This is a genomic window from Methylobacterium sp. WL103 (assembly GCF_008039885.1).
Taxonomy (GTDB): Bacteria; Pseudomonadota; Alphaproteobacteria; order Rhizobiales; family Beijerinckiaceae; genus Methylobacterium; species Methylobacterium cerastii.
The window spans coordinates 1-4,730 of the sequence record NZ_VRUX01000337.1; the positions used below are offsets into that span (position 1 = coordinate 1).

4 protein-coding genes and 2 pseudogenes are annotated in these 4,730 nt (G+C 71.5%); 3 read left to right on the forward strand and 3 right to left on the reverse strand.

Annotation, left to right across the window (positions count from 1 at the left end; all coding sequences use genetic code 11):
* The 3 genes and pseudogenes from FV222_RS31250 to FV222_RS17795 form a co-directional block, all read left to right on the forward strand.
* Positions 1-122: pseudogene (locus tag FV222_RS31250) on the forward strand (3-hydroxyisobutyrate dehydrogenase); the annotation flags it as partial.
* Positions 123-124: 2 nt separating this feature from the next.
* A complete protein-coding gene (locus FV222_RS17790; RefSeq protein WP_147815296.1) occupies positions 125-967 on the forward strand; it encodes an enoyl-CoA hydratase in 843 nt (280 codons plus the stop codon).
* Positions 968-1,087: 120 nt separating this feature from the next.
* Positions 1,088-2,824 (forward strand): AMP-binding protein, encoded by a 1,737-nt coding sequence (locus tag FV222_RS17795; protein WP_147815297.1) that lies wholly within the window; start codon positions 1,088-1,090, stop codon positions 2,822-2,824.
* Between the two features lie 10 nt (positions 2,825-2,834).
* On the opposite strand, the gene FV222_RS31255 is transcribed toward FV222_RS17795, so the two are convergent.
* From FV222_RS31255 to FV222_RS17810, 3 genes and pseudogenes are all read right to left on the reverse strand, one after another.
* Entirely contained in the window at positions 2,835-3,263 is a 429-nt protein-coding gene (locus FV222_RS31255; RefSeq protein WP_147815298.1) for a DUF3291 domain-containing protein, read from the reverse strand.
* 46 nt (positions 3,264-3,309) lie between these two features.
* A complete protein-coding gene (locus tag FV222_RS17805; RefSeq protein ID WP_147752106.1) occupies positions 3,310-3,675 on the reverse strand; it encodes a hypothetical protein in 366 nt (121 codons plus the stop codon).
* A 535-nt stretch (positions 3,676-4,210) separates the two neighbouring features.
* Positions 4,211-4,730 (reverse strand): annotated as a pseudogene (locus FV222_RS17810) (AMP-binding protein); the annotation flags it as partial.

Consider the following 4,730-nt stretch of genomic DNA (forward strand, 5'->3'; position numbering starts at 1 on the left):
CCGCGACGCCGCTCGGCGCCGAGGCAGAGCGCCTCTACGCGACGTTCGGCGAGGCCGGCCATGGCGGCGAGGACTTCTCGGCGATCATCCGGATGCTGCGCGGACCGAGCGAGGAGGCCTGACCATGCAAGACCATTCGACCGGGCAGGACCATGCGACCGGGCAAGACCATGCGACCGGGCAAGACCATGCGACCGGGGATTCGACGATCCTCACCGAGACGCGGGGCCGCGTCCGCCTGATCACCCTGAACCGGCCGAAGGCGCTGAACGCGATCAACGCCCCGCTCACCCGCGAGCTGATCGCGGCGGCGAGCGCCGCCGACGCCGACCCAGGGATCGGCTGCATCGTGATCACCGGGTCGGCCAAGGCCTTCGCCGCCGGCGCCGACATCAAGGAGATGCAGAGCGCCACCTATGCCGAGATGTATGCCGGCGATCGCTTCGCCGACTGGGAGCGCTTCACCGCCCTGCGGATCCCGATCGTCGCGGCGGTGGCGGGCTTCGCGCTCGGCGGCGGCTGCGAGCTCGCGATGATGTGCGACCTGATCCTGGCCGCCGACACCGCCCAGTTCGGCCAGCCGGAGATCAAGCTCGGCGTGATGCCCGGCATCGGCGGCAGCCAGCGGCTGACCCGGTTCGTCGGCAAGGCCAAGGCGATGGAGATGTGCCTGACTGGCCGGATGATGGATGCGGCCGAGGCCGAGCGGGCCGGCCTGGTCTCGCGGGTCGTCCCCGCCGACGGACTGGTGGAGGAGGCGATGCGAGTCGCCGAGACCATCGCCGGCATGTCGAAGCCGATCGCGATGATGACCAAGGAGGCGGTCAACCGCGCCTACGAGACCACGCTCACCGAGGGCGTCCGCTTCGAGCGCCGCGTGTTCCACGCGATGTTCGCCACGCAGGACCAGAAGGAGGGCATGGCCGCCTTCGTCGAGAAGCGCGCGGCCAAGTTCACGCACGGGTAGGGCCGCCATCCCCTCCCCCGCAGAGGGGGAGGGAGAGGCGCATCCGGTTCCTCGTTTCCGTAAAACACCGATCAAAAACAAGAAAACGGAACAGCCACCAAAAATCCAGGGAGAACGCCGATGCCGAGCTTTCGCGAAGCCCGCAACCTTCTGCTGGCCCACCGCACCGATTACGCGGCGGCCTATGCGGGCTTCCGATGGCCGGACGAGACGGTGTTCAACTGGGCGCTCGACTGGTTCGACGCCGGCCTCGCGACCGACCCGGAAAGCCGCGACCGGACGGCCCTGTGGATCGTCGACGCGGCCTCGGGGGTGGAGACCCGGATCTCGTTCTCCGAGATGAGCCGGCGCTCGAACCAGGTCGCCAACCACCTGCGGTCGCTGGGCCTGCGGCGCGGCGACACCCTGCTGCTGCTGCTCGGCAACGTGCCGGCCCTGTGGGAGACGATGCTGGCGGCGATGAAGCTCGGGGCGATCGTGATCCCGGCGACCACGCTGCTCACCGACGGCGAACTCGCCGACCGCCTGGAGCGCGGGCGGCCGCGGCTGATCGTGGCCGGGCCCGATCAGGTGCCGAAATTCGCGGGCCTCGACTCCGCGAGCCTCGACATGGGATCGGTCGTGCGCTTGACGACCGGGCTGGACGCGCCGGGCTGGCACGCCTACGCGGCGGCGTTCTCGCAAGCCGACACGTTCGCGCCCGACGCGGAGACCGGGGCCGACGACCCGTTCCTGCTGTACTTCACCTCGGGGACCACGGCGAAGCCGAAGCTGGTCCGGCACAGCCACCGCTCGTATCCGGTCGGCAGCCTCTCGACCATGTACTGGCTCGGGCTGCAGCCGGGCGACGTCCACTGCAACGTCTCCTCGCCCGGCTGGGCCAAGCACGCCTGGTCCTCGATCTTCGCCCCCTGGAACGCGGGCGCCACCGTGTTCGTGGTCAACCAGGCGCCGTTCTCGGCCACCGCCCTGCTGGCGGTGCTCGCCCGCTGCCGCGTCACCACGCTGTGCGCGCCGCCGACCGTGTGGCGGCTGATGATCCAGGAGGACCTGACCGGGCACGACCTGGCGCTGCGCGAGGTGTGCGCCGCCGGCGAGCCGCTCAACCCGGAGGTGATCGAGCGGGTGCGCGACGCCTGGGGCCTGACCATCCGCGACGGCTACGGCCAGACCGAGACCACGGCGCAGGTCGCCAACACGCCCGGCCAGACGGTGAAGCCGGGCGCCATGGGCCGGCCGCTGCCGGGCTACACGGTCCGCATCCTCGACATCGACGACCGGCCGGCCACCGAGGGCGAGGTCTGCCTGGCGCTCGGCGCCGACCGGCCGGCCGGCCTGATGCAGGGCTACGACGACGGCGCGGGCGCCCTCTCCGGCGCGGACGGGCCGCTCTACCGCACCGGCGACGTCGCCTTCGTCGAGCTGGACGGGACGCTGACCTTCGTCGGGCGCGCCGACGACGTGTTCAAGTCGTCCGGCTATCGCATCAGCCCGTTCGAGCTGGAGAGCGTGCTGATCGAGCATCCGGCGGTGGCCGAGGCCGCGGTGGTGCCGGCACCGGACGCGATCCGCTACACGATCCCGAAGGCCTACGTGTCGCTCGTCGGCGGCGCGGAGGCGACGCGGGAGACCGCGCTGGACATCTTCCGCTTCACCAACGCCCGGCTCGCGACGTTCAAGCGCCTGCGCGCGATCGAGTTCGTCGCGGAGCTGCCCAAGACCATCTCCGGCAAGATCCGCCGGGTCCAGCTCCGCCGCCTGGAGCACGACGGCACCGCCGACGACCCGTTCCGGGGCCTGGCCTTCGCGCAATCCGATTTTGCGGAACTCAAGGGCGACGAGCGGAAGCCGGGCTGACCCGTCCGGCTCAGCCGGCTGCGGGCGGGAGGCGGCCGCCGCGCGTGGTGCGCGGCGGAGCGTAGGCGAGCGCGGCGTGGACCGGCGACGGGTGGCGGACCTTGGAGGGCCGCCCGGTCTCGCGCATCCGCCGGTCGGCTTCCGCCCAGTCCGGCAGGCCGGTCCCGTTCCAGTGGGCGACGGAGGCCTCGTCGCACCAGCGGCTGAGCTTTCCCATCGCCGCGCGGTGGTCGCCGGACAGAACGTAGGCGCGCATCGCCGCCTCGTCGGCCCAGGCGGTGACGGTCCAGAAGGTCAGCTTGGCGTCGTTGAGCAGCGCGCCGTCGAGGTAGCCGGCGGCCTTGGCGGCCTGGCGGCTCGACCGGACCGCGTACCACGCGAACCCGGGCACGAAGCGCCAGCCGCGAAGCCGCAACCGGGTGAGGCTGATCCACGACATGCCGGCATCCCTCGAAGAGGGGCCGTGCCTACCACGTCCCGTGGATTCAGGCGCGACGGCTGTCGAGGCGCGGTCCGCCGAGGCTGATCCGGCTGCCCGACGCGCGGTGGCTGCCGTAGCTCGGGGGCGCGTAGGGCCGGCGCGACAGGTCGTAGAGGGTGTTGCCGACGAGGCCGGCGGCCCGGCGCAGCACGGCACCGTCGCAGGTGGCCGCGATCCGGATGCCGAGCTCGTGGGTGTGGCTGCGGCCGTAGAGGTAGACCGCGAGCCGCGCGCGGGTCGCCTCGGGGATCTCGCAGACCATCGCCGACACCGTCTCCGGGTCGGCGCGGGAGATGCGGCCGAGCGCGTCCGGCGGCAGCGGGCACTCGGCGGTGGGGTCGTCGAAGCTGAGGGTCAGGGTCTTGGTCACCACGGTCGCTCCCGGCTTGAAGTGCACAGGATGGCGAGCGGATGGTTAACGAAGCGTAACGACCATGTCCGCGTGTTTCGCACGACGTCCACCAGCCCGCGATGATCTCGCCTTCAGGGTCCGGCCCCCGCGACTGCCGCCATCGGATTCACACCTGTCGGCGAGCCCGGCCCGGATCGATCATGCGGAGCACGGCGCGGCCCCTTCCCCACGGCAGGGCGATCGTAGATGGCACCACGCCGTCATTCCGGGGCGCCGCAGGCGAGCCCGGAATCCAGAGCCGCCGACCGTGCAAGGTCCTGCGCGACCTGCGTTTCCGGATCCCGGGCTCCGCTGCGCGGCCCCGGGATGACGAAGGTGCTGCCCGCGGGTTTCCGAAGAGCCGATCGCCATCGGCGATCGCCCTGCCCGAACGGGAGAGGGGACCCGCAACTCCTTCAAGATGCGTGGCGAGATGCGCGCATACGGCAGGTGACGGCAGGAGGGGCTTTCCGCCGGACCTCGCGGGTTCCGACCCATGAGAGCCTGTGAGATCCTAAAGAGCGCGGGCCTGCTCGCGCAGCACGAACTTCTGGATCTTGCCGGTGGCGGTCTTCGGCAGGGGGCCGAACACGATCCGCTTCGGCACCTTGAAGCGGGCGAGCCCGGCCCGGCAGAACGCGACGACGTCCGCCTCGCTCGGCTGCGGCGCACCGGCCTTCAGCTCGAGGAAGGCGCAGGGGCTCTCGCCCCAGGTAGCGTCGGGCTGCGCCACCACGGCCGCGAGCATCACCGCGGGGTGCCGCGTCAGAACCTCCTCGATCTCGAGGCTGGAGATGTTCTCCCCGCCGGAGATGATGATGTCCTTGGCGCGGTCCTTGATCTCGATCTGCCCGTCGGGGTGCTGCACCGCGAGGTCGCCCGACAGGTACCAGCCGGCGCCGAGCGTCGCCGCCGTCGCCTCGGGGTTCTTCAGGTAGCCCTTCATCACCGTGTTGCCGCGCAAGCCGATCTCGCCGACCGTGGCGCCGTCGCGCGGCACCGGCGCCAGCGTCGCGGGATCGACGACGCGGGCG

Coding starts and splice junctions, on each gene's coding strand:
- FV222_RS17790 (WP_147815296.1), top strand. CDS start 125: ATGCAAGACCATTCGACCGGGCAGGACCATGCGACCGGGCAAGACCAT.
- FV222_RS17795 (WP_147815297.1), top strand. CDS start 1,088: ATGCCGAGCTTTCGCGAAGCCCGCAACCTTCTGCTGGCCCACCGCACC.
- FV222_RS31255 (WP_147815298.1), bottom strand. CDS start 3,263: ATGTCGTGGATCAGCCTCACCCGGTTGCGGCTTCGCGGCTGGCGCTTC.